At 42.8% G+C, this 24,619-nt stretch carries 22 protein-coding genes, 1 tRNA gene and 5 pseudogenes; 7 read left to right on the forward strand and 21 right to left on the reverse strand.

The window, feature by feature from the left end; all coding sequences use genetic code 11:
* Positions 1-151: 151 nt before the first annotated feature.
* From BM100_RS00470 to BM100_RS23770, 13 genes and pseudogenes are all read right to left on the reverse strand, one after another.
* Positions 152-1,813: a terminase large subunit gene (locus tag BM100_RS00470; protein WP_092507085.1), complete on the reverse strand. Its 1,662-nt coding sequence runs from the start codon at positions 1,811-1,813 to the stop codon at positions 152-154.
* Positions 1,810-2,163, reverse strand: coding sequence for a phage terminase small subunit P27 family (locus tag BM100_RS00475; protein ID WP_092507086.1), 354 nt, complete (start codon positions 2,161-2,163; stop codon positions 1,810-1,812). Before BM100_RS00475 ends, BM100_RS00470 begins: the two co-directional genes overlap by 4 nt.
* A gap of 115 nt (positions 2,164-2,278) precedes the next feature.
* Positions 2,279-2,727 (reverse strand): annotated as a pseudogene (locus BM100_RS00480) (HNH endonuclease signature motif containing protein).
* Positions 2,727-3,029 carry a head-tail connector protein gene (locus BM100_RS00485; RefSeq protein ID WP_092507087.1) on the reverse strand — a complete coding sequence of 101 codons (303 nt, stop codon included), beginning with the start codon at positions 3,027-3,029 and terminating at the stop codon, positions 2,727-2,729. Before BM100_RS00485 ends, BM100_RS00480 begins: the two are co-directional and overlap by 1 nt.
* On the reverse strand, positions 3,026-3,361 hold the full coding sequence (locus tag BM100_RS00490) for a phage head closure protein (protein ID WP_092507088.1): 336 nt from the start codon (positions 3,359-3,361) through the stop codon (positions 3,026-3,028). Before BM100_RS00490 ends, BM100_RS00485 begins: the two co-directional genes overlap by 4 nt.
* Complete coding sequence (locus BM100_RS00495; RefSeq protein ID WP_092507089.1) at positions 3,358-4,575, reverse strand: phage portal protein; 1,218 nt, start codon at positions 4,573-4,575, stop codon at positions 3,358-3,360. The genes BM100_RS00490 and BM100_RS00495 overlap by 4 nt, the downstream gene beginning before the upstream one ends.
* A gap of 2 nt (positions 4,576-4,577) precedes the next feature.
* The gene (locus BM100_RS00500) at positions 4,578-5,126 is read right to left on the reverse strand and encodes an HK97 family phage prohead protease (RefSeq protein ID WP_092507090.1); all 549 of its coding nucleotides are present in this window, start codon (positions 5,124-5,126) and stop codon (positions 4,578-4,580) included.
* Positions 5,127-5,170: 44 nt separating this feature from the next.
* A pseudogene (locus tag BM100_RS00505) lies at positions 5,171-6,322 on the reverse strand (phage major capsid protein).
* 124 nt (positions 6,323-6,446) lie between these two features.
* Positions 6,447-6,842: a DUF1240 domain-containing protein gene (locus BM100_RS00510; RefSeq protein ID WP_092507091.1), complete on the reverse strand. Its 396-nt coding sequence runs from the start codon at positions 6,840-6,842 to the stop codon at positions 6,447-6,449.
* Complete coding sequence (locus BM100_RS00515) at positions 6,839-7,804, reverse strand: hypothetical protein (protein WP_092507092.1); 966 nt, start codon at positions 7,802-7,804, stop codon at positions 6,839-6,841. The genes BM100_RS00510 and BM100_RS00515 overlap by 4 nt, the downstream gene beginning before the upstream one ends.
* A gap of 573 nt (positions 7,805-8,377) precedes the next feature.
* A pseudogene (locus BM100_RS00520) lies at positions 8,378-10,752 on the reverse strand (primase-like DNA-binding domain-containing protein).
* 3 nt (positions 10,753-10,755) lie between these two features.
* Positions 10,756-11,166, reverse strand: coding sequence for a hypothetical protein (locus BM100_RS00525; protein WP_092507093.1), 411 nt, complete (start codon positions 11,164-11,166; stop codon positions 10,756-10,758).
* Complete coding sequence (locus BM100_RS23770; protein ID WP_280521797.1) at positions 11,159-11,419, reverse strand: hypothetical protein; 261 nt, start codon at positions 11,417-11,419, stop codon at positions 11,159-11,161. The genes BM100_RS00525 and BM100_RS23770 overlap by 8 nt, the downstream gene beginning before the upstream one ends.
* 61 nt (positions 11,420-11,480) lie before the next feature.
* Here BM100_RS23770 and BM100_RS23925 point away from each other — a divergent pair.
* Positions 11,481-11,654, forward strand: a pseudogene (locus tag BM100_RS23925) (YlcI/YnfO family protein); the annotation flags it as partial.
* Positions 11,655-11,904: 250 nt separating this feature from the next.
* Here BM100_RS23925 and BM100_RS00535 read toward each other — a convergent pair.
* The 3 genes and pseudogenes from BM100_RS00535 to BM100_RS00545 all read right to left on the reverse strand — a co-directional run bounded on the left by BM100_RS00535 (position 11,905) and on the right by BM100_RS00545 (position 13,840).
* Positions 11,905-12,111: a helix-turn-helix transcriptional regulator gene (locus BM100_RS00535; protein WP_092507310.1), complete on the reverse strand. Its 207-nt coding sequence runs from the start codon at positions 12,109-12,111 to the stop codon at positions 11,905-11,907.
* A 231-nt stretch (positions 12,112-12,342) separates the two neighbouring features.
* Positions 12,343-13,558, reverse strand: a pseudogene (locus BM100_RS00540) (tyrosine-type recombinase/integrase).
* A gap of 194 nt (positions 13,559-13,752) precedes the next feature.
* A tRNA-Ser gene (locus BM100_RS00545) sits at positions 13,753-13,840 on the reverse strand.
* Between the two features lie 8 nt (positions 13,841-13,848).
* On the opposite strand from BM100_RS00545, the gene tusE reads away from it, so the two are divergent.
* Positions 13,849-14,352 (forward strand): sulfurtransferase TusE, encoded by a 504-nt coding sequence (gene tusE / locus BM100_RS00550; protein ID WP_153044889.1) that lies wholly within the window; start codon positions 13,849-13,851, stop codon positions 14,350-14,352.
* Between the two features lies 1 nt (position 14,353).
* Here tusE and yccX read toward each other — a convergent pair whose 3' ends face one another.
* The gene (gene yccX / locus BM100_RS00555) at positions 14,354-14,647 is read right to left on the reverse strand and encodes an acylphosphatase (RefSeq protein WP_092507096.1); all 294 of its coding nucleotides are present in this window, start codon (positions 14,645-14,647) and stop codon (positions 14,354-14,356) included.
* Between the two features lie 227 nt (positions 14,648-14,874).
* Between yccX and hspQ the strand changes: the two genes are divergently transcribed.
* The gene (gene hspQ, locus BM100_RS00560) at positions 14,875-15,192 is read left to right on the forward strand and encodes a heat shock protein HspQ (protein ID WP_092507097.1); all 318 of its coding nucleotides are present in this window, start codon (positions 14,875-14,877) and stop codon (positions 15,190-15,192) included.
* 68 nt (positions 15,193-15,260) lie between these two features.
* On the opposite strand, the gene BM100_RS00565 is transcribed toward hspQ, so the two are convergent.
* Positions 15,261-15,674, reverse strand: coding sequence for a CoA-binding protein (locus BM100_RS00565; protein ID WP_092507098.1), 414 nt, complete (start codon positions 15,672-15,674; stop codon positions 15,261-15,263).
* 156 nt (positions 15,675-15,830) lie between these two features.
* On the opposite strand from BM100_RS00565, the gene mgsA reads away from it, so the two are divergent.
* Complete coding sequence (gene mgsA, locus BM100_RS00570; protein ID WP_092507099.1) at positions 15,831-16,289, forward strand: methylglyoxal synthase; 459 nt, start codon at positions 15,831-15,833, stop codon at positions 16,287-16,289.
* Positions 16,290-16,355: 66 nt separating this feature from the next.
* On the opposite strand, the gene helD is transcribed toward mgsA, so the two are convergent.
* Positions 16,356-18,410, reverse strand: a complete 2,055-nt coding sequence (gene helD, locus BM100_RS00575) for a DNA helicase IV (RefSeq protein ID WP_092507312.1) — start codon at positions 18,408-18,410, stop codon at positions 16,356-16,358.
* A 67-nt stretch (positions 18,411-18,477) separates the two neighbouring features.
* Between helD and yccS the strand changes: the two genes are divergently transcribed.
* The gene (gene yccS, locus BM100_RS00580) at positions 18,478-20,667 is read left to right on the forward strand and encodes a YccS family putative transporter (RefSeq protein ID WP_092507100.1); all 2,190 of its coding nucleotides are present in this window, start codon (positions 18,478-18,480) and stop codon (positions 20,665-20,667) included.
* A gap of 312 nt (positions 20,668-20,979) precedes the next feature.
* On the opposite strand, the gene BM100_RS00585 is transcribed toward yccS, so the two are convergent.
* Positions 20,980-21,606 carry a TfoX/Sxy family DNA transformation protein gene (locus tag BM100_RS00585; protein ID WP_092507101.1) on the reverse strand — a complete coding sequence of 209 codons (627 nt, stop codon included), beginning with the start codon at positions 21,604-21,606 and terminating at the stop codon, positions 20,980-20,982.
* 239 nt (positions 21,607-21,845) lie between these two features.
* Between BM100_RS00585 and sulA the strand changes: the two genes are divergently transcribed.
* Positions 21,846-22,454 (forward strand): SOS-induced cell division inhibitor SulA, encoded by a 609-nt coding sequence (gene sulA, locus BM100_RS00590; RefSeq protein ID WP_092507102.1) that lies wholly within the window; start codon positions 21,846-21,848, stop codon positions 22,452-22,454.
* 356 nt (positions 22,455-22,810) lie between these two features.
* Positions 22,811-23,929: a porin OmpA gene (ompA, locus tag BM100_RS00595; RefSeq protein ID WP_092507103.1), complete on the forward strand. Its 1,119-nt coding sequence runs from the start codon at positions 22,811-22,813 to the stop codon at positions 23,927-23,929.
* Positions 23,930-24,014: 85 nt separating this feature from the next.
* Here the strand turns inward: ompA and matP are convergent, their stop codons facing one another.
* Positions 24,015-24,464, reverse strand: coding sequence for a macrodomain Ter protein MatP (gene matP, locus BM100_RS00600; protein WP_092507104.1), 450 nt, complete (start codon positions 24,462-24,464; stop codon positions 24,015-24,017).
* Between the last annotated feature and the right edge of the window lie 155 nt (positions 24,465-24,619).

Genomic DNA, 24,619 nt, shown 5'->3' on the forward strand with positions numbered 1-24,619 from the left:
GGATGACATAAAATGACACGTGAAGAATTAATAAAATATATCTGATGACTGATAAAACTTGGTGGAATAAAGGTGAGATTCCTCACCTTTTAACACCTTGATTTTATTGTTCTCCGTCCTGACAGGTAGTTAATGAAAATCAATTAATTAGCTAAATTCCGTCAAAGTTATTTAATCGTTGTTTCTGCTCTTCACTTAAGCTAAACGCAAACTGTTCATGCTCAATCTGCCATGTGCCAAAACTCATTAGGAACGCTATTGCAGGGTCGATTTTGTTCGCCGATTTCTTCTTATTCGGTTTGATATTGGCGTTCGCGTCGGTTTCCATCACCACATTAGACATTGCCCACGCGAGCACCGGATCGCCGTTGTGACGGATAACTTTACGATTCACGAACACCTCAGCCGATTTCGCCACCGGACTAAAGCGCATATAGGTTTGCGGGAACGGCTCAACATCCAGCCCCGCGCCTTGTAATTGTGTTCTAAGGTGCGTGGCGTTCCATGTATCAAAACCCACCAGCTTGATATCAAAGTGCTGGCTGTCGTTAAGAATATCATCACGGATACGGTCATAATCAATGCAGTCGCCTGTGGTGGTGCGTATCCAGCCTGCTTGCGCCCATTGGCGATAAATAGCCCGGTTCTTATTGGCCGGGTTCTGTAACTGTGCTTCGGGTAGGTAATGACGGGTCAGTAATAACAGTTCATTATCCACGGGGAACGTGTAACAAATGCTGGTGATATCGCCCGTTGAAGATAAATCCAGCCCAGCGTAACACTCCAGCCCTATGAGATCGTTTTCATCATAATCTTGCTGGCAGGCTTTCCATGCCCCTACGCCCATCCACGGCGTTTCACCCTGACACCAGATATTAAAACGTTTGGTTAGCATTTCCGTCCATTGGGAGGGAATGCCCCGCGCTTTCTGGATAGTGTCATGCAAAGCGGCACTGTCTACTGACACATTTAGATTAGGGTTAGCTTTTATCCAAAGGGTTTCATCATCAATCTCTTTTTCGTCATCCAGTTCGTAAATCAAGGCAAACAGGGATTCGTTTTGTTCTTCGCCATCCAGTATCTGACAGCAATAATCATAATGCTGTTTACAGGCCGAAATAACGTTACTGCCCGCCGTGGTGATGGCAAACAGGATACCTTCAGGGCGGGCACCCATTCCCAGCTCAAGGGCAGAGTACACGGCGTTATCAGGGTGTAAGTGATATTCATCAACAATTGCCAGACTGGGGTTTGTCCCTTCAATGGTGGCGGCTTTGGCAGCCAGCGGTTTTAACAGACTATTACTCTTTGGGTAGGTGACTTTGTGTTGCTGAATAGTCACCCGTTTTTTCAAGGGTTTTGATAACAAACTCATCTGGCGGGCATCATCAAACACAATACGCGCCTGATCCCGACTCACGGCGGCGGTGTAAATATCCTGCTGCCCTTGTTCCATCACCAAGAACCAGTTTACCAGTATTGCGGCAACGGTGGATTTGGCATTTTTGCGCGGCACTTGAATGTAAGCACTGCGGTATTTTCGGCGTCCGGTTGCCTTCACCTTAAAACCAAACAGGTTAGCAAAGGCGAACTGTTGCCACGGCTCAAGCATGATGGGTTTGCTGCGCAGGTGGCCTTTGACATGGGGACAGACACGGGAAAAGGCAATAAAACGCGCCACAACCTCAGAATCAAACACATAAAGTGGGTTATTCAGGTCGTTATAGTAGCGTTTCACGGCCTGTTTTACCCGTTTACAGGCCGGAATTTTGCCATTTTCGATATCAAATGCGTACTGTTCCCATGCGTTCATAGGCGATCCAGCTCGTCTTCTTCCTCAGTTTCCACCGGATTTTTACGCCGTGATACGGGGTCAAAACCCAGTAATGACGACATTTTTATCATGATTTTTTCGGCATCCGCTTTGGCACTCAATGACGGGTTTCTGCTCTCGCTGCCCTGACTGTTTATAATACTAAAGCCCCGTATATCAAGGTCTGCCACGGCTTTTCGGTAAATAGAATAGTTCACACAATACAGCTCTAAATTGTTCCAATCAGCGGCGTTCAGGTCTTCCCGCTCACTTAAAATTTTACCTTTGGCCTTCCACTGACTGGCGGCAATATCATTAAGGTAAGTTGGCGGTTTTGGCGCTCTTGCCATGATTTTTTTCCTTGTTGTTTTATTTTCAAAAAAACTGCCGTGCGTAAAAATTGAAGGAGGGGGGCGGTTCCGCTGAGAGGGACATTTGTCATTTTGATACCCCCACCCCGTTATTTCAGTGAGTGATTATTCTTTTGTTAAAAAAGTCACGATACTTTGCCGCTTCGATTTCCTGTTGCCGATAGATCCCTTGTTTGCGCTTCGCTTTGATGATGGGGTCGGTCTGTACGGTCTTGCGGTTATGGCAGGTCTGGCATAATGCCTGATGGTTCGATGCAGACCAGAACAGCACATCAGTATCACCCTGTATCGGGATGATGTGATCCACAATGATGGCAGGTGTGTAAATACCCTGCGGTAAGCAATGAACACATAACGGGTTAGCTTTCAGGTAGTGCAGCCGATAGCGTCCCCATCGATTGCTGTAGCTGCGCTGGGTGCGGGTGCCGCGTTGCTTATCCTGCGCTCGTCTGGCCTCCCGCAGGTGTTGCTCGCATATCGCCCTGATTTCACCCGCTCACGGCAGTTCGGATAGCTACAGCGTTTTAAGGGTTGCCACGGCATCAGTAGACACCCACATCACGATAGATAGACCACAGTGATTTAATGGTGAACGGGACTTCTTTAAGAGCAATGTCTGTTGCCATTTCCCGATTTTCATACAGCAAGCCGATATAAAGCAGACAACCCACCTTGATTGCTGGTGTGAAAGCCAAGCCATTATCAAACCGCTTGCCGATATGTTGCTGGCAGACCTCCAGTGCGGCTTCGGCATAAGCCATTAATAACGCATCATCAAGGGTATCGCTTTCATCCAATCGACAATGTTGCCTGATTTCACTCAGGGGAATTGCAATCTGGCTCATCGGAAAACACCTCCCTTACAAAGCAGCTCCAAACGAGTATGTTTGGGATCGGGGATAACCGCTACAATGTCGAATGCCGTTCCTCTGGTATTTGCGCCATGATAGGTAATATTATTAGCTGTCGTAATATCATCACGGTAACGCAGCCAAATACGCATTGTGGCTTCGGCGAAAATAGCACCGGAGGCCAACTTCTCGTGTCCGCTAATAGCTTTCACCTCTGCCCAGACGGTAGCAACATCAATCCACTTGTAGAACTCAGAACCCAGCTCATCACGAATGATTTCATTCTTTCGAATGGTGATCCGATGTCGTAATCTGCCTGCTCTCATTCCTTGGCCTCCGCTGTTTCTTTCACTTCGACCGTTTGCTTCCATGCCTGACTGAATTCATCGCCACCGTCACGCGGCGATAATCCCTCACGTTCGCGGGCTTCATTCGGTGACATGACACCGGATTTAATCGCCGTCTCATAGCTCTGGAAACGTTCTTTCGGATTGGCACGCAGTAAGTCGGCAGTGTCAAATTCGACTTGATAACGAACACCCCGCTTTGCCGAAGTCATTAGTAAGGCCGCTTTGATTTGCTGCTCAAAATTGGCGAGCCACGGGCGCATAGTGATGGTCAGAAAAGCGCGTGAGGCTTCGCTGAAATTGCTGTAGGTGCTGTTCGAATATTCTTGCAGAAAGATCGGGCTGACATTGAACATACGGGCGATATCGTCAATGGTGAAACGGCGGGAGGCCAGCCATTCTGCATCTTGGTTACTCATGCCTAATTGTTGGTATTCCATCCCACCTTCAAGGATCGGCGTTTTCCCAGCGTTGCGAGCACCCTTGTAGCGTTCGAGGGCTTCCAGTGCTTTACTTCCCTTTATCCCATCCAGCCAGTCAGCGGCTTTAATTACTCCCGCCGCCATCATGCCGTCTTTCATAATGCTTGCGCCGTGGCGCTGTTGTGCCAGACCTAAGCTCAGTGTTTCACGGCAAACCGTGACGGGAGAACGCCCCAAAAAGCCATCTTCGGTGGCATAGCGCAAATGTAACACTTCTTCCTGTAAATAGGTTTTAACCTTACCGCTATAAGGCTCGGTGATGGTATACGCGAACCGATGATCGGATAATCGTTGTGGTACGACTGCTGATGGCAGGTAAGGATGTAAGGATTGCGGCTGCCCATCCCGCCCCCAAACAATCACCGCATACGCATTGCCATTCAGCAGGCAATGACGCATCAGGGTTCTTTTGAACTGGTACGGCGTCTGGCAGTCATTCGGGCACTCATTGAGTAAATAATCAACGGGGTGATCACTCAACCATTCGCGGGTTTCTTTGCCGTTCTGGTGTTGAACCCGATAGAGGTAGCAAGGCATGGAGGCCACCGCTTCACTAATGACGGTAACGGCGTTCATCACAGCGGGTAACCCTTCTGCCGTAGACGGAGAAACATGTTCGCCTGATTTGGTATTAGCCATGCCTGCCAGTGAAAGAAACTCATCAATACCCATGCTGCGGGTTTCAGGCGTTTTTCGCGTAAAAGGCCACATGGTTACACCTCGGACAGTTGCAACCAGTAATGACGCAAATCCACATGACAGGGCTTAGCGGCATTCAGTGAACGCCTAGCAATCTCTACGCCACTTTCAGGATAGGCAGGTAAGCTGGTTATGGTGATTTCCCGTAATTCAGCCTCCAATACGGTTCTGATATAAGGTGTTTGGTCTGTATCCCACTGATCTTTAATGGCACGAAAACCAAAGGACATGCCTTGTATATCCCCGCGTTCAACCAGTGTTAATACATCGTGCCCTAATTGCGTATCTGGTGGGGTTAGTTCGAAGCGTAATCCGATGGCATCTTCAACAAGTTGCAATGTGCCGGACGTGGTACGGCCTAACAGGTTCATCGGGTCATGCTCGTACAATGCCCTGATATCAGCCCCTGCCGCTAAGCTGGCGTTAAACGCATTCGGGGCAAATTGTTCGACAAATTCATCACACAACACATGGGATCGGCTGTTCCACTTAATCACATAACCTGTCAGCGTCTTATTGCTGGCAGACAGTGAAGCGGTGCGGATTTCAAAATCATTCTTCATTGATGGACTCCAAGGCTTGGAAAGGGGCGCGATACCCCTTCTGCTTAGTTGCCGGGTGCTTTCACTTCCAGTACCTTAATTGCGTTGGGATCCACCAGCCCGCCGCCCAGATATTTATCGGTATGTACCTTATAACATCCCGGCTCGGTGATATTGTCAGGACGGGTACGAATGCCCGTTTCATGGTCAACAATGAAATAGCCGCGCTTGAAATCACCCAGACCGATCACACCCTCTGGCATAAATTCGAGGTAATGGACAGGCAAGCCCAGCAGCATATCGGGATCACCCGCCTGTAAACGTTCCCGCCAGATATAATCACCATTGCCGTTTTTCAGCTTCTGTACCTGAGCGGCTGTGCTGGAGTTCATCACCCAGACGGCATTTTTACGGTATTTATTTTTGAGTAAGAATTTCAGGTCAATCAGGTTATCCGCTGAAAGTTCGGCCACTTCCAGTTTTTGCAATGTGCCAAATGCACGAATCTTGTCGGCTTGGGTATCACGGGGATAAGACAGAAAGCCTTTTGCTTTCTTGCTGCCGTCACCGCTCACGAGACCCGTTTCTTCGGTATCAACGAATGTGTCGGCAATTTCAGAAGTCAGCCAACCTAAGATATCCACATCGCTAAAATCGATAATCTCTTGGGTTGTCTTGGGGTAGGCGTAAATGGGAAACAGTTTAATGCTGACTTCTTCCATTTTCGGCGTTGTGGTTTCATGGCGTGACTTGCCTTCTTCCCCGTGTGCCACGGCTGCGCCACCGACCAAAACAAGCTGTTTGTATTCGTTGCTACGTGTGGTTTTTACCGTACAGATACGGCGCATGACTGACTCATCTGTCAGTTGCTTCATGATCTGTTTGTTCAGCTCAGGGATAAAGGTATAGCCACCGTCTGACGGAACGCCCATAGATAAGGAACGAGCCTCGCCAGTCAGAACATAGTGGCGCAGTTCATCATTGCTGAGTTTTTTGCTGGTCGGTTGTGCCTTTACCTGACTGCGTTCTTCATCAGCCAATGCTTCATAACGGGCAATTTCAGTATTCAGCGTGTCGGACTGGCTGCGCAGCTCATCGAACTATTTGGCTTCATCGGCATTGAGTGAACGCTTTTCGTTTTCAGCGTTGGTGAGCAGTGAACGCATTTGTTCGGTAAGGGAAGCCTTTTGTTGGCGTAATTCGAGTAGCTTTTTCATGGTGTTTTACGGTTGGTTATTCTGCTTAAAACACTATTTAGCATCATGAAAAATGATAAAAAAGCCCCTGAAATTCAGAGGCTAAACTTGCGAAAACATGAGGACGAAACATTTACAAAATCTTTCATTTACACAGTGATAAATCTTTTACATAGGTGGTTGGTGACATCCACGATAATTTATCGCATGTCAGATAACCATCGCTTTTTAACTTATAATCAACATAAAAAGAGATAGGAAAACCAATTATAAATGATGCAATCATCAACCTACTAAGATATTTAACAACTAACTTGTTAAATTTAGGTAATCTATCAAAGATAAAGAAAAAAACAGAGCCTGATAACGAATATAATAATAGAGGTGAAGACATAACAACCATGACAACAGTGGCAGAAAATCTTATTTCATCTTTCATTAATATTAATGAAACAGCATCGCCAATAATGAAAGCAACTATAAATGTCATTAACAATAATAATATTAGCACACCTAATGCTTTAAGGTATTTACTATTCACCTAATCCTTCCTAATTCATTAAAAAAATGCTGTAAATCCGCTTCCGGTGTTCTTGGTTTTCTCTTCATTTCTTCTTTTATGAGTGCTATTAATTTTTCACTTATCCCATATTGCTTATCAAGAGCATCTAAAATATAAGCCACTGCAAAACCAGCAAGTAGAACTATTCCCGCAACAGCAATTATACTGCCACCTAAAGCGGCTGTAGCAATTAAAGCTGAACCGACAGCCCAAGAGGCTGTCGCTATAATAGCAGTTTTAGCCATATCCATGGTTACATTTCCAAGAAAATCGGCTAGCGTATATTCATCCTTAAAAATACTTTCTATTACTCGATATCCAATAGAAAAAATGATGGAGAATCTAACTCCTTGAACAACGCTTGCATTAAGACCCTGCTGCCCTATTCCCATTCCAAGCATTTGGGGATTTTTGGCACGATATCGTGTCCCCATGATACGACTCCGAAGACCTGCATGCCCTGATATGTGAATATACTTTTCCCCATTTTTTCCTACATGTTCTGCCGCTTTAATGCCTAAGCTCTTAAATTCTCGAACAACATCATGGAATCCACGTGAATCATAGATATTTCCTGCATAAGTAGATATGGGATCAGTGACAGAAAATACACGCGCTATAGGATTTTTTTTCTTGTATCCTGCGTCCGTACCTCTTGCAAATGCTTCTTCATAATTTAGGTGTTTTTCGTTCATACCTCTTGCAAATGCTTCTCCATGATTTGGACTTTGTGGACGGCGAGGACTAATATCCTCAATAATGCTTTGAGCTTCTGATAATGTGAGAACAAAGTGATACTGGGTATTATCCCTCAATACTTTTTCTAAACCAATAGCATCAAAAAATTCATGTTGAGGCTTTAGCTGATTAATTCCCACATTCCCCCTTAAAACATCCCCCATATAGCCATCCCAAGTGGAATTATATTTCTTATGTGTCATTCCTCAATTCTCCATAATATTCGTCATGAATAATTTCATTAATTACTATTAAGGCATGTAACAATAAAGTGATTTGTGTCACGATTTCCATATAGCATCAATTAAACAGGATATAACAGCAATATTTATCTATTCCAGCGTGGATAAAAGCACACCCGCAAAATTGTGATTAACCTCTCTTCTTAAATAAAATCAGATAATTACCTAATTTAAATTTCAGATAGTACCCTAATAAAAAAACAAATTGATGTACTAAATTTATCTTCTTAGATTCATCCGGCTTTTATTTGCCTGCCAGAAGATACCCCCCTGAAAATCTTTTTGTCCCTCTCAACTGTATACCCTGTGCATTTACCTCTGAATGCCTTGTCCTGCCTGAGTTTGTGGCGGTGTATATGATATACACCAACTGTGCACGACTGTTCACCCTGACGATAAATAACCGATGTATAGGGTGTATAGTTAGTGCACAGTTAAAAGATAACTATACACCTTATTTTTACCTTTAATATCATATGATTATTCTATTTTGTGCACAGGGTGTACAGTTAACACCAAAAGTTTATCTGGGGGTTAACCTCTGCGCAGTTCAGGCACTGCCGGAAGCCATTCTTCGGCCTCTTCGGATAACGCCACGTTATACGAATAACCTTGCTTTGTCCTGACTTTTCGATAGTCCTTCCGGTATTCCTGCATAATCTTGGGGATTGAATCACCAAATTTTGTCAGGGTTAACGGCCGTTCAAATTCGTGCGCTTCCATAAAAGATAAATAGGCATGATAAAGATAAATACGCGGTGCCCGTGGGCTGATATTTTTATTCCCCATCTTCATCCCAGTTGTATCATTGACAGACACCAAATAACCACAAAAGCGATACAGCGGATCGGAATGACTCTTTACCGTTAACGCTTCGTTCGAGTCGCGTTGCGCCTGTAGTAGTTTCTTAGCCTTATTCTGGTCGGCAAATTCGTTTAACAAGTGACGAATAATTACAGGCAGTTCCCGACTGATTTTCTCCGGCAATTGTGGGTCTTTCTCGGACTCTTTGACCGGAATATTAAACGGGAATATCACCCGCCGCCGTGCAATACCGCCATTGCGTTCGGTAAAGCTCATCGGTTCGTTATTGGTGGCTAATACCACGGCTTTGATGATAGTAGAAAATTGCTTCTCGTATTTTCCGTCAACTTCAATCAGGTCGCCGCCTGTAATGGCCTTAATGCCTGCGCCTTCACCCACATATTTAACCTGATCGGGCAGCGTAATTAAGCTCTTGCCGACAAACTGATAACGGCCTCTGGCTTCATCCAGCGCTCTCATATTGCCACTGGCGGTGTTATGTTCGCCTGCTAATAAGGTCGCGATATAAGTAAACACACTTTTACCGCTGCCACCTTCGCCTGTCACTTCAATAAATAGCTGCCAGTCATAACGGTTTGCCAAAATCATAAGCAAGGCAGCTTTGATGCGATTCATCTTGTTTTCATTCTGCCCCGCCGCATGGGATAGCCAGCGATAAAAGTCAGGAGCATGATCCGGCAAGTTTTCGCCGATAGTGGGCTGGGTAAACTCAATGCCATTATGGTTTATGAGCCAATGTTCCGACTGGTGAGGGGCAAATTGTTGTGTCGATAACGCATACACGCCATTGCTGAATCCGATTAAATCCGACCGTTGTTCGCCAATAACCAGAATTTGTAATTTCATGGCACAGATAGCGTTATTGATACCATTCGGGCTATAAGGGGTGTCGTGCTGGTCAAAGATTGCCACCATTGCGCGACGCAGCTCATTATCTGAAAGGGTTTCCCATGTCGTGCCGTTATAGTGATAAACGGCTTCGCTTTCAGCATGTACCGCAATTTTTTGGTAATGCTCAACCAATAATGCCCCGCGCTGACTGGCTGCCATTTGTGCCAGATTGTTAGTGGCCTTTTTGGGCTTCGTTTCGTGGATCACTGCCGCTTCTGCTTCCATGAGTTTTTTCTCCCCAATCTGATATAACCCGTTGCTGAATGCCTGCTTTGCTGCCTCTATACCGTGACGTTGACGATAATCGTCCCAGTCGGCTTTATATTCCGTTGGCGGTAACGTTACCCAGCCATTGATAGTTTTGGCGGCTTTTTAAGCTTGCCGTTTTTGTCCCGTTCTTCCGGCTCGTGCCAGTCATTGTCAGCCGCAAGGATAATTTTCGATGCAGGCCACTGCTTTCTGACCAATCCAGCAACATTCAGTAAATTACTTTCATCAATCGCAGCCAGCACCGCGCCATTATGTAACTGGCGGATAGTCAGCGCCGTAGCATAACCTTCGGTAATGATTATGGTGTCTGGCATTCCGGCAATTTCACATACCGGAATAACACTCCCTTTCTTTCGTGTGCCGGAGACAAGGTACTTTTCACCGTTTGGCTTGATGGTCTGGGCACCCGTAATAGTGCCGTCCAGCGTTTGCGTTACCAGCAATAGAGAATCCTGCAATAATCGCTGATTGGGGCAATGCAGCCCTTTTTTCGCCAGATACTGAGATTCTCCCCTTATCGATTTTGCCACCAGCACCGCGATCCGTTCCGCAATGGGTTTCATTGTTCGAGGCTGCTCTTTAACTGGTTTGAGTTCAGGTAACGGCATTGCCAGCACATCAGCAACCTGCTTAGCAGCGGTTAGAATAGTGATACCTTTAGTTCTTGCCACTAAATCCAGACCATCACCATGATTGGGCTGATCACACTGGCGACAATGCCAATCGCCGTGATGGTTATCGTCTATAAAGTGAAAACGGTCAGTACCGCCGCATATCGGACAAGCGCCATGCTTCCCTTTTGCCGGAACGTCAATACCACAGGCGGGCAATAGGCTTTGCCAGTGATTCATGGCGGATTGTTTCACGGTTCGGATAACGTTTATCGGGCGGTTGTCCGTATGTTTTGAAGAGGAATGACTCATGATCTATTCCTCCCCATAGACAGCCGCACACAGTGCGTAATAAACGTCTTGGTTAAAATCACAGGCCAGCGCGAGCAAATCGCGCAGTTCTTCGGAACAATCCCTGCCGATTTTGTCAAGAATGACCTCAAATAATGATATGGCTAGCCCTGCCCGATACATAGCTTGATCTAACGGTATCGCGTTCTGATGTCTGTTCACCACATAACCTAACAATGCCATCAACAAGGGCTGTGGTGTATGTTTCAACAATGCTTGCTGTATTTCTTGATTAATATCACGCGCCAGCAAGATCAGGTTATTGAGTTCAATGGTGCATTCTTCCGGTGACTTTTCGAGAATAAACGTGAAAACAGAGGCTGCTAACTGAGTGCGATACTCTGCCTGTTTTAATGAAAGAGTTTTTTTACCCACGGCGCACCTCCTGACGGGAAACGGATCTCAGGAAGGAAATAACCGCCAGAATGATGATAAGGCGCTGGGAATGAATTAGGCATGTAAATTTAGGGCGAGTTTGGGTATGCTGTATGCCAGCCATTGCGTAAGTCTCCTTTACGTTGTGGTTAGACGCCTCGATAGTGTTGGTAGCACTTCGGGGCGTTGTTGTTTTCTGCCTTGAAAGCATCAAGGTGTATTTCACTTTATCCTTGGGTGAAATAAACGTCAATACTTTTTCCGGTTTACTTTTTATGTATAATGAAATACACCAAATCACAGAGGATTCAGTAATGGCAACTGGTGCGAAGAATGCAAAATCACAAATGACTACTGTTCGCATACCACATGAAGTCATGGAAGATATGGAACAGGTTAAAATAAATGGTGAAAGCAATGCTGGTTTTATTGTTGCTGCAATGAAGGGTGAGATCAAACGCCGCCAGCGCAAGGCAAAAGCATCATCTGAACAATAGTCAGCTAATCGACAATAAGACCAATGATTAACTACCTCTCTTAAAGAGAATAGGCTAAGGGTAGCATCTGTTATGTTATCCTTTTCTTTTTCAGCCCAACTAATTGCTGTCTCGATAATTAAAATATCGTTTTCCTGATTTTTGACGTAAGGATATCCGTAACGGTTATTATCCGTATTTTTATTATTCATGATTTTTTTATTTTTGTGCTTTTTGATTATGCTGAAAATATATTTTCTTATTACATTTCACCGCGAGATTCAGAAATTCGTTGAGCTATCCAACCATCAACTTCTGATTCAAGAAAAGCAACTGAGCGAGTGCCAATTTTGATTTGTTTCGGGAATTTATCTTCTCCGATAAGTCTATAAATCCACGCCTTACTGTAACCTATTCTACGTTGGACTTCTGATAAACGAATAAGACTTTCTTTAGATGTGGTAATTATTGACTTGTGGTTTTCCCTGTTAGCTTATCTATATTTGATCTTTCTAGACGTTATTAGAACAGGGACAATTAAAGCGAAGTTCCAATGTGAGATCATCACATAGGAATAGTAATCCGTTTCATACAAAGAGGATATTACGCCTTACAGTTTACAAAGATAACTATTTATGATTAATATGAAGCCATAAATAGTTATGTATTAATAGTAAATGATTATTTTCAGATAATTCAATCAAGCACGTTTCATAAATTTGCCATGCGCCACATTTTCATCTAATTCAAGTGTATCCATATAGTCGGAATACCATTGAAGCATTTCCCTGCGACCATCCAGATATTGGGCGTGATTGTAAGTCCCTCGAATGCTGTTCTTATCAACATGAGCAAGCTGTATTTCAATCCAAGCAGTGTTATAGCCTTGCTCGTGCAATATAGTACTCATAGCATGGCGGAATCCGTGACCTGTCGCCCTGCCGCCATATCCCATACGCTTCATCATGACATTCATCGCCATTTCACTAATAGGCTTTTTATAGTTTGTTCGGCTGGGAAATGCATACTGATAATCACCACTAATTGGAATGAGCTGTTGAAATAAAGTCACGACCTGAGCAGATAAAGGCACACAATGCGGTCTGCGCATTTTCATTCTTTCGGCAGAGATTTCTATTGTTCTTTTTTCTAAATTAACTTCACTCCATTCAAGATTTCTTAATTCCCCCGGACGCAATCCAGTTAGAATTAGAATCCGCAAAGCATGTCTAACTACTTGGCTACCCATATGCTTATCAATAGACTTTAAAAATTCAGGCAATTCATTAACATTCAGATGGGGGTAATGCTCTCTTTTGTGGGGAATAAATGCACTGGCAAGATCGGGAGCGGGATTATATTCAGCCCTACCTGTAATAATAGCGTATCGCCAAACTTCACCACAGCGTTGACGGACTTTCTTTAACTTCTCCGTAGCGCCCCCGTTTTTCCATTCTGGATAGAACTTCCATCAGTTCGAGTGGTTTGATTTCAGTTATTGGCCGATGACCAATATAAGGAAAGACGTCATTTTCAAAAGCACTCATCATGTCTATACGATAACCAACTGACCATCTGTCCTTTCGCTGTTCGTACCATTCACGTGCAATGCTCTCAAAGGTGTTATTGATTTCTCCCTGAGCCGCAAGTTTCTTTTGTTTTTTATCTTGATTGGGATCAATGCCCTCAGCTATCATTTTTTTCGCTTCATCACGTTTCTTTCTGGCTTCTGCCAAAGTAACAAGCGGAAAAGTGCCAATAGCAAGCAGTTTTTCTTTTCCTGCAATGCGGTATTTTAATCTCCAATATTTAGAACCGTTTGTCTTTATCAACAGATACAAACCGCCGCCATCCGATAGCTTAAAATCTTTATCTTGGGGTTTTACTGTTTCAACTTGCCGAGCTGTTAGTTTCATGTTCCTAGCATCCTCGTCCCCTCACAGTAATGGGGGTATTTTTTTAGGGGGTACAAAAATATACCCCTATATATACCCCCTGATTGGGGTACATTGCAATAGATGCTAGTAGACGTCAGTAGGGTGTAATTTGGGGATTTTCTTTGATTTTACTGGGAAAAGTAGACTTTAGGATATGCTAGTAGAAGTGTAGATGGCGGAGGAGGAGAGATTCGAACTCTCGGATGGTTTCCCATCGGCGGTTTTCAAGACCGCTGCCTTCAGCCGCTCGGCCACCCCTCCGCGATGTCGTGCACTATAAACATCACTGTTCTTATTGTAAAGCACTTATCTGTTCAACTGCCGTTAATTTACTCATATTACTATCTATTGGTTTATTTATTCAGCAGAATTGGCAATCCTTCTTGGGAATAGTGGTGATTTTTGCTAAATTGCGCTCATCGTTATTAGATGGTCAGAAAATTATGTTGGTATTTCAAGGTAGAGAGATCGAAACGGATGCTCAAGGTTATTTAAAAAACAGCCGTGATTGGCAAGAAGAAATGGCTCCCCTCCTTGCCGAGCAGGAAGCAATTATTTTAACCGAGCAGCATTGGGAAGTTATACGCTTTGTGCGTGAGTTCTATGAAGAATTTAATACATCACCTGCTATTCGCATGTTAGTCAAAGCTATCTCGCAAAAATATGGCGAAGAAAAAGGAAATAGCCGCTATCTCTACCGACTATTTCCCAAAGGGCCGGCAAAACAAGCAACAAAAATTGCCGGCCTCCCAAAACCTGTTAAATGTATTTAATTTACTCATCCGTCTTTAAATGGCGGATGCTAAAATCATTCATCTCTTCTATTTCACAAAGCTGAGATTGAAAATGATCAATTCGGGAACCCTTTGGGCCTCCTTGTTCCAGCCAATGGGTTAACATTTTGATTTGTCCGTCATTACCGCAAGCAACGATTTCAACGCTGCCATCACTCATATTACGAACATATCCAGCCAGCTTATTTTTCTTTGCCCAATGATAGGTTTGATAACGGAATCCAACTCCTTGAACCCGACCGTAAACATAAATAGCAATACTGTATTGAGTCATAGCCATTTCCTCCCCAAATGAGATAGTAAGATCTTTGAAACGTTGATCCCACTTTTGGTATTGTATTTTATATACGCAACAGCTAACCTGAAAATATGGGGTGGCGATCACATGCCACTTCGGTTTCAAAAATCATGCAGAAATTCCGGCTACCGGGTGTGCGCTTGAAATTTACCTTACTGTCCTCATATAAGAATCATTGCAAGGTTTCTCGGGAGGTGACTATGATGATCGCCAGCAAATTCGGTATCGGCCAGCAAGTACGACATAGATTGCTGGGTTATTTAGGTGTTATTGTAGATATTGATGCTGAATATTCTTTAGAACAACCACAGGACAACGATATCGCATCTAATGCCACCTTGCGTTCAGCGCCGTGGTATCACGTTGTGATGGAAGATGATGATGGGCAACCTGTCCACACTTATTTGGCCGAAGCTCAATTGACCTACGAAACATCAGATGATCATCCGGAGCAGCCTTCTCTGGATGAATTGGCTGAATCTATCCGTAGTCAGTTATTAGCTCCACGGCTGCGAAATTAAACTCTTTTTATATCGTTATAACTAAATCATTCCGGTAAGGTGGTGAATACAAATCGTCATCGCCTTATTTATTTCTCCATTCCCAAGCGTGGGATTTCTATTTTTGGGCAACGATCCATCACAACTTCTAACCCTTTATCCTCTGCCAGCGATTTTGCTTTTTCATTAATGACGCCTTTTTGTAACCAAAGCACTTTTGCCCCTATCGAGATAGCTTCTTCAGCAACACCATAAGCGGCTGTTGCATTGCGAAATACATCAACCATATCAACCGGTTGTTTTATATCTGCCAATTGGCTGACAACCGATTGACCCAATAATGTTTTTCCCGCTAACTTGGGACTGACAGGAATCACTTGATATCCTTGGTTCAGCAAGTATTTCATTACCCTATAGCTTGGCCGATCTGTTTTTTCGCTTGCGCCTACCAATGCTATAATTTTGGTATTTCCCAAAATATGCGCTAAGTGTTGATCTTTCATTGGAGCTCCATATTACTTTTAACCATTACTCCATGATGTAGCAGAGATTTTCATGTGGTTTATCTGCTACAGTGTTTATGATAATCACGGTTCTTTTTTTATTATCTTGCCATTTTAAATAAATGGTAAATAATTTATTCGAATAAAGGTATCACCATGGAATCAACGGTTCGCTCCTTGACAGAATCAAAAAAAATCGCACTTGTAGCACATGATCATTGCAAAAAATCCCTTCTGGCATGGGTCAATATCCATAAGGATTTATTAGAAAAACATGTTCTATTTGCGACAGGCACGACAGGACATTTAATCCAGCAAGAAACAGGGTTGCCCATTACTAATATGTTGAGTGGGCCGATGGGTGGAGACCAACAAATTGGTGCTTTGATTTCTGAAGGGAAAATCGATGTTTTAATCTTTTTTTGGGATCCTTTGAATGCAGTGCCCCATGATCCCGATGTCAAGGCTCTGCTACGTCTGGCAACAGTTTGGAATATTCCTGTTGCAACAAATCGTTCAACGGCAGATTTCCTTATCCATTCAGCACTTTTTTCGGCAAAAATAGATATTTGCGTACCTGATTATCAGCGCTATCTCAATGAAAGATTAAAATAGCCAGAACAAACGGGAGAGCTAAACTCTCCCCATCAACATGCACTGTTATTCTATGGTTCACGTATTCTATGGCTTACGCTGAACAGGGACGCCCAATTGTGCTAATTGATGTATAAACACCGAAGGATTTTTCGGTTCCTGCATTAACCAAAGCTGCTTTTTTGCCCTTGTCAGGGCAACATACAACAAGCGGCGTTCTTCTGCGTCAGGAAAGTCTTCGGGCTGCGGAAGTAAAACTTGTTCCATGATGGATTCCCGCGCTGGTGCAGGAAACCCATCTTTTCCCTGTTGTAATCCTAAAATCACAACATAATCTGCTTGTTGCCCTTTAGATGCATGAATGGTCATAAATTCAATGTTTAAATTCGGCCAACGAGTTGATGCTTTTTTCAATAGTTCGGGCTTCAGATGGTGGTAACGTGCCAGCAATAAAATAGTTTCCTGTTTCGTGACATATCCACTCATTTTATTGAGCAAGGCTTCCAGTTGTTCTTCCGGTAAAATCACAACTGATTTTTTATTACCTTTTGCCAGGCTATTTAGTGGCTTAACCAATTGATTCGGATTTTGCTGGATAAATCGGTTAGCAATTTCGCCTATACGATCATTGAAACGATAAGTCGTATCCAAAGCACATTCCGTACCTTCGCCAAAATTAGCTGAAAATGCTGTCGTTAATGTTAATTCGGCGCCACTGAAACGGTAAATTGCCTGCCAATCATCTCCCACCGCAAATAAGTGGCTTTGCTTGTTTTGGGCTTTCAATGCCGTTAATAAATTGGCTCTGAGCGGTGAAATATCCTGAAACTCATCCACTAAAATATGTTTCCATGGGCTGATGAAACGCCCTTTTTGCAAAATATTCACGGCCTGATGGATTAAACCTGAAAAATCAACCGCACCCTCAGACTTTAAGGCCGATTTCCAAGCCTTCAATAAAGGAGCCATAAGCCGTAAGCGTTTCTGGAAACTATCGGAATAAGCAGCAGGTGTCTGTTCAGCCATATCTTTCTGGCTGCCGCCATGCATGCGCATCAATCCGAGCCAACGTTCCAGACGAACAGACAAGCGAGTTGCCAATTGTTTATCGTGCCAGTATTCGCCTTCTGGTACTTGCCAATCCAGTTCTTCATCCAACCATTCCCGCCAACCTTTTGCCTGTGCTTTTTTTTCTCCACACTGCTTTTGCCATTCTTGAATAAGAAAGTCCCGGCGCTTTTGGGTATCTGTTTCCAACTCACTGATTTTAGGAGTCTTATTGCTACCTTGTTGAATTATATACAATGCTAAGGCATGAAATGTTTTTGCTTTTATCGCGTTTGTTCCCAAACGGGCTTGAATACGTTCATTCATTTCATCGGCGGCCTGACGGCCAAAAGCCAGCAATAAAATCTGCTCAGGAAGCGCTTGCTGACGCAATAGCAGCCATCCGGCGCGAGCAACTAAAACAGACGTTTTTCCGCTCCCTGCTCCAGCCAAAACCAGAATATTTCTTTCACCGTTAATCACTGCCTGGCACTGGGAGCGATTAAGTGGTGAGGTTTCTACGGTTCGGAAAAATTCGTCATATTGTGCCAACGTGCGATCAACCCATTGCTGGTTGATGGTTTGAAGTATTTTTTTTCCTTCATTCAACCAACTCAGGCAAATCTGGTAATTCTCACGACAATTTTCAAATTGTTCAATTCGTTGTAATGGCAGAGGCAGAGCCTGAAATGTTTCTTGAATTTGTTGCTGCACTGCCACTAAGTCAGAATTCTTTAGCCAACGATTTTGCTGCTCTATTTCATTGATTTCATTTATTTGTGAAGCCAGAACATCAGCACTGACATCACTCATATCAGTGCTCCATTTTTGCCATTCCCTCAGTAAGTAATGATAAAATCCCTGAGTTTGTTGCCATTCTGTACCATGCAAACGAACCACTTTTCCTTCAGGCAATTCAAATTCCAGTTCCCCCCAAACAATCCCTCGCTTACACTGAATACCAATTAGTTGATTAAATGGAATAAGGTACTGGTGTTTGTCACCGCTGACTTCGATGCCAGCATTAAGTAAGCGCACCCGATTATAAGGATGCTGTGCGAGGCGTTGGCCGATTTGCGTTGATTTTAGTTCCATTGTCATGGGCACCATACCTGAAAGTTGTTGAACTACTTCATCACGTAAATGTTGTTAGGGGTATTTTGTGCTAACGGTTTTATCCAGCTCCCGTCATTTTCTGTATAACAGTCATGTCCTCTATTATATCCGTATATTCATTGCACTGACAGGAACTACCCTCGTGCCTTGGCTATTGGGAGAAGAGCTTAAAATAACAATTCCTCTGTTATTGGGCGTGGTTGCGGCAGCATTAACAGATTTAGATGATCGTTTAGTGGGGCGCCTGCGTAATCTTATCATTACCTTAATTTCTTTCTTTGCAGCTTCAGCCTCGATCACATTATTGTTTCCCTATCCGTGGCTGTTCATTATTGGGTTGGCAATATCCACTTGTGGTTTTATTCTGCTTGGAGCATTGGGACAGCGCTACGCAACCATTGCCTTTGGCGCTTTATTAATCGCCATTTATACCATGCTTGGCTCATCAATATTTCCTCTCTGGTATCAACAACCTGTACTGCTGCTTATTGGCGCCATCTGGTATAACTTACTGACATTAACAGGTCATTTGCTTTTCCCTATCCGTCCCTTGCAGGAAAATTTGGCGCGGTGTTACCAGCAACTTTCATCTTATCTCTATGCAAAAGCCAATCTTTTTGACCCCGATTCAGACGCTGAGGAATATAAACAGTCCATGTTTGATGTTGCCATGGCGAACAGTGCGTTAGTCACGACACTCAATCAAGCAAAAATTTCTTTACTTAGCCGGTTAAAAGGTGACCGAGGGCAACGAGGCACCCGCCGTACATTACATTATTATTTTGTGGCGCAAGATATTCATGAACGAGCCAGTTCATCGCATATTCAGTATCAAAAATTAAGAGAAGTTTTTCGCCACAGCGATATTATGTTTCGTATTCAACGATTACTTTCCATGCAAGCCCGGGCATGTGGACAAGTATCGCAATCAATCATTCTGCATAAACAATATCAGCATAATCCACGCTTTGAAAATGCATTCAATTATCTTGAAAGCTCTCTTGAGCGTTTGAAACACAATCAAATCAATAGCGCTAAAATAATGGCATTTGATAATTTGCTAAAAAACCTACGCGCAATTGATACTCAATTATCCGGATTAAGCTCTGATCAGTACTTACTTTTCCAAAATACTTCATCAACCGATAAATCAGAAGAAACTCAATTATCTGATGAGGATTTAACTGGCTGGCGTGATATATGGTTTAGGATCAAAAGTAATTTAACACCAAAATCTGCTTTGTTTCGCCATGCGATCCGGATGTCTGTCCTGCTGTGTACTGGCTATGCCATTATTCAACTTTTTGATATACAGCGTGGATATTGGATCTTGCTGACAAGTTTGTTTGTCTGCCAACCTAATTATAGTGCCACCCGCCGCCGTTTGGCCCTTCGTGTTATTGGTACATTAGCCGGCATTTTACTTGGCCTGCCCATCCTTTATTTCGTACCTTCCATTGAAGGACAATTAGTATTAATTGTCATCTCAGGCGTTTTATTCTTTGCCTTCCGCAATAGCCAATATGCACATGCAACATTATTTATCACATTACTGGTATTGTTGAGTTTCAACTTATTAGGTGAAGGTTTTGAAGTTGCATTGCCAAGGGTTATTGATACATTAATAGGTTGTGGTATTGCTTTACTTGCCGTCAGTTTCATCTGGCCAGATTGGAAATTCCGCCAATTACCTCAAGTCATTAACCGGACAATGAACGCCAATTGCCGTTATCTGAATGCGATTTTAGTGCAATATCATCAAGGTAAGAATAATAGCCTTGATTATCGAGTCGCTCGCCGTGATGCCCATAATTGTGATGCAGAACTGGCGTCCGTTATTTCAAATATGGCATCAGAACCCAAAAATTACCGTATTTCTCAAGAGGCTGCGTTTCGTTTATTGTGCCTTAATCATACAATGCTGAGTTATATTTCTGCATTGGGTGCTCATCGAGAAAAGCTCAATGATAACGCCATTCTGAATATTCTTAATGATGTAATTCATCAAGTTAAATCCATAGAAGGCCAAATGAATAGTGAGGCATTGCAATTTACGGTGAATAACTTAATTGAAAAAATTAATCTATTATCTTCTGAAAGCAGTAACAAGATCTCCCCCGCATTACAGCAAGCCGCATTACATCAGATAATATTCCAGCAAATAACCTTATTGGCTGAATTACTGCCTGAATTAGTTAGTTTAACAAAGCAAATTAACGCCCAAGAAAATTTTTAGCTTGTGATTCGTTAGGGGAAAATTCCCCTAACGATCTAATAAATAAAGTTTAATGAAACTATATATCATCAAAAAACTTATACTGCACCGTTGTATCCCATAGATTCAAGTTATGTCGAGTTAACAAAGAAATGGTAAGCTCGTCACAAATGAATTTGGGCAGTTAAATAGTGGTTTCCGCTGAAAGACAAGAGCCATTCATCTATCCCCAAGAACATAAGAAATATAATTAGCTGTATTTTTATAAAATAGTGGTTGGAGGCACAAATCCAGCCAAAAATAGGGGCTATGCCCCTACTCACCCAATATCACTTACGATGAGTGATAATCTGAATTTTGGTGAACCAGTTCACTATGCCAGCTGATGAGTTCTTCACGCAACTGCTCCGGTAATACTGCAACATGGCACCCTTCTATCGCTCCTGCTAACGCAAGTAATAAACTGATACTGGTTTTTTTTCTATGCTGTTGTAGCCTAAGGTAAGCTACCTTTGCCCCTAATATTCGTAATTCTTCTACTTTAGAGATACCTACTTTCCATAATTGCCTCTCTAAAGCTATTCCTAAATTAGGAAGATCTTTGAGCCTGAGAGGTACATTTTGTCTATCGATAATTTCTTCCATGGTATATCTATAAGCCAAATGTACATATTCAGATAATTGTTTTTGATCTCGCCAGAGTGATTCATTGACTCGGTAATAGCGTAAGGTCACAGGTATCCCCCTTTTTGAATAAATAAATTTTTCCATACCTCTGGCCTTAAATAATATTTCTGCGTTACTATTTCCTCGTAAATAAAGTTCCCCATCAGAACTGATGGCAAACAACACACCATCAATTAATAATCCAATGCCACCGAATTGAGATTTTTTCTTAAGCTTTCCTAGTGAAGATACGCCGTGTTGCAATTGAGCAAAACGAGTTCCCGATAAAAACATCTTTATCACTCCATGAATCACTTTCCAAAGTAATGTTTAGTCAAGTCTGTTATTAATAAAATAGATAACAAGAACAAGTAATTAAAACCATACGCAAACTATTTCCAACTGCCAATCGTTAAGTCAGAAAAATCCTAATTTCTGTGAAATTTTGCGAAGCGCTTTGAAAAAAAGAAACTTGCTTTTAATCAAATAGCGTTATACTGTATAAATAAACAGTATAGGTGGTGAGGAACATTATGAGCATTCAATCATCGTGGGAATATTCCACTCGAAAGAAAACAACAGCGACTAATGCAGATGCCAATACGATTATCCGTACAGATGACAATGAAGCAGTAAAAGAAAATAAAGCAGACAAAACATTGGTTGGAATAACCATGAAAAAACTGCCTGTTACCGAAGCGTCCTTATGCCTTTTACATGTTGCAAAAGGGATGGTCAGTGAATTTATTTACAATGAACGCCAATCTGTCATTAATCATGTTCTGCTTCCTTTATTACGCCAGTCTGGCAAGGAAGATAGGTGGCTACTTTGGGTCACGCCCAATAAAAGGCTATGTCGTCAATGGTTGGCAAGTTCAGGGCTTCCTTTAAATAAGGTTATACAGCTAAATCAAATTCGCCCTATCGATTCAATTAATGCGATGGAAAAAGCATTGGCAAGTGGTAACTATAGTGTCGTATTGGGGTGGCTGCCTGAATTGTCTCAACATGAAATAAATAAATTGCATCAGGCTGCACAAAAAGGAACTTCGCTCGGTTTCATTATGCGTCCGCAAAATTTGGTACACCAATTTATGCCGGAATCAAATAGGTTACAAATTTACTCTAATTACTATCATTGACCGATATTAGGAATTATCTCAATAATTTTTATAAAAAATCAGCTACTAAATGACAGCTACTCTTATTCATAATAAAAATCAATACATTAATATCTCTATTAATGTAAATATTCGTCAAAAATATATAAGTTTTGTAGCCTCGAAATTAAAAATTTTGTGCCATGAGTCACAGTGTACTTGTAACTTTTTAAGTTCGTTGTAGACTTTACAGAGTTTAGGTACTTGTACTCTTCACCCTTATATTTCAGGAGATATATCCTGACCGAAGTAGGGGTACCTGACAAAACATTTTAACCAATGGCTAATAATAAGGCTTTCAAAGCCAATTGCCTATTTGGATGATAACGAGGCGTAAAATGAAGAAGACAGCTATCGCAGTAGCAGTGGCAGTGGCAGCTTTCACAACTGCTGCCCAAGCAGCTCCAAAGGACAATACCTGGTATACTGGTGCTAAGTTAGGTTGGTCTCAATACCATGACGTAAATTTCTACGGTAATGGTTACGATAACCGAATTGGCAATGGTTCTACCCATAAAAGTCAGCTAGGTGCTGGTGCTTATGTCGGTTATCAAGCAAATCCATACCTGGGTTTTGAACTGGGTTACGATTGGCTGGGACGCATGCCTTATAAGGGCAGCATCAATAATGGTGCTTTCCGTGCTCAAGGCGTTCAACTGGCAACTAAATTGAGCTATCCAGTAATGGATAATCTGGATGTCTATACTCGTTTGGGTGGTATGGTATGGCGTGCAGACTCTTCCGCAACTTACAATGCGAATGCACTGGGCGGAACTGGCGCGAAAGACCAACGCAGACTGAAAGACCATGATACCGGTGTTTCCCCTCTGGCTGCGGTTGGTGTTGAGTACGCATTGACTAAAAATCTGGCAACTCGCCTGGATTACCAATGGACCAATAACATCGGTGATGCAACGACTGTTGGTGCCCGTCCAGACAACGGCATGCTGAGCCTCGGCGTATCCTACCGTTTCGGTCAAGATGAAGCGCCTGCTCCAGTTGTTGCACCTGTAGCGCCAGTGACTCCAGCTCCTACTGTTGAAAACAAGAGCTTCACTCTGCGTTCTGATGTCCTGTTCAATTTCAACAAATCAACGTTGAAAGAAGAAGGCAAGCAAGAGCTGAGTAATCTTTACAATCAACTGGCCAAGATTGATCCAACTCAAGGCAAAGTACTGGTAGTTGGTTACACCGACCGTATCGGTAGCCAGAATTACAACCTGCCACTGTCTCACAAACGTGCACAGTCTGTTGTAGATTACCTGGTTTCTAAAGGCATCCCAGCAGGTAGCATCCAAGCTGAAGGCCGCGGTAAAGATAGCCCAGTAACAGGTTCTACCTGTGACAACATTAAAGTTCGCGCTAAACTTATCGACTGTCTGGCACCAGATCGTCGCGTAGTTATCAATATTCAGGGTACTAAAGAAGTTGTTACTCAACCAAAAGTAGCACAGTAATATTGTCCTGAAAGAATTATCAAAAACCCCATTTCTTAATGGGGTTTTTATTTTGCCGTTCACTGTTTCGTTAATAGATAAAACTTTACTTCCCGAGTATGGCTTCCAAATCTTGCTTCAAGCTCGACATCTGATGAGCGTATTTCTCCCTATATTCAGCATCTTCCAGCAATTGCACGATGGTTTCAGATAGCGTATTGCCACGACGCCGGGAAAGAGCAGAAAGGCGCTGCCAAACATGGAAATCCAAGTCGATGGATTTTTTGCGTGAATGTTGATGCTCTGCATTAAAGTGACGCTTACGTCGTGCCCGAATTGTTTGCTTCATCCGGTTAGTTAAATCTGGATTCATATGCCGCGAAATCCATTTCAATACCTTGATTGGCTCTCGCTCTAACTTTATTAATTCTTCAACTGCATCCTGCGCTGCACTTTTTTCAATGTATTTAGTAATCGGCTCATTTTCGCGGTGTTTTTTTACCAAATATGCCCATTTCCAGCCACATTCCAGATTTTCCAATTGTTGATATTTCATTTTATCTCTCAGTGACAGCGTAACTTAAATTAAGCATAGCAATTATTTCTTAAGATTGCTCATGGCAACACAGAATATTGGCGTATTTTACAAGCAATAAATGCATTAACTCAAATGTCGTCTCTTTCAAGATTCTTGCATGTTGGTTCATTGTC

The organism is Xenorhabdus mauleonii, assembly GCF_900113945.1.
GTDB lineage: Bacteria > Pseudomonadota > Gammaproteobacteria > Enterobacterales > Enterobacteriaceae > Xenorhabdus > Xenorhabdus mauleonii.